This is a genomic window from Desulfonatronum sp. SC1 (genome assembly GCF_003046795.1).
Taxonomy (GTDB): Bacteria; Desulfobacterota; Desulfovibrionia; order Desulfovibrionales; family Desulfonatronaceae; genus Desulfonatronum.
In genome coordinates, this window is the sequence record NZ_PZKN01000230.1 from 1 (window position 1) to 395 (window position 395).

Consider the following 395-nt stretch of genomic DNA (forward strand, 5'->3'; position numbering starts at 1 on the left):
GAAAATCACGCTTAAGGTCCAGTTTTGTAGCAACAGGGCAAATTCTGTCGCTGCCCGAACACCGCGCCATGAGCGATAAAAATCGGTGATGCCGCCCAGCATCTGGAACACCACCAGCGTAATCAGCGCCACCAACAGGTGCATGTAGAGGAATGACAGTCCGCTGACTTCGCAAACCAGCCATAGTCCGGCAAACATGATGGTGATATCTGAAAAGCGTTGCACCATAGAGATTAACGATGCATTGGTTTTCGCTCGCTCGCGCTTTTTTAGATTTGTCATCGTTGTTCCTGTTATTAGCCCCTTACCCGCAGTGGGGTAAGGGAAGATCCGACATTACTCGTTCAGCAACGTCAGCAGAGTTCGCGTTCGCGCTTCCATCAGCGGCACATCAC

The 395-nt window shown here is 51.1% G+C and carries 1 protein-coding gene; it reads right to left on the bottom strand.

From position 1 onward, the window contains the following. Positions 1–282, bottom strand: a 282-nt coding sequence (locus C6366_RS19060; RefSeq protein WP_199221635.1) for a hypothetical protein, incomplete at its 3' end; no start/stop codon positions are given. Positions 283–395: the final 113 nt, after the last annotated feature.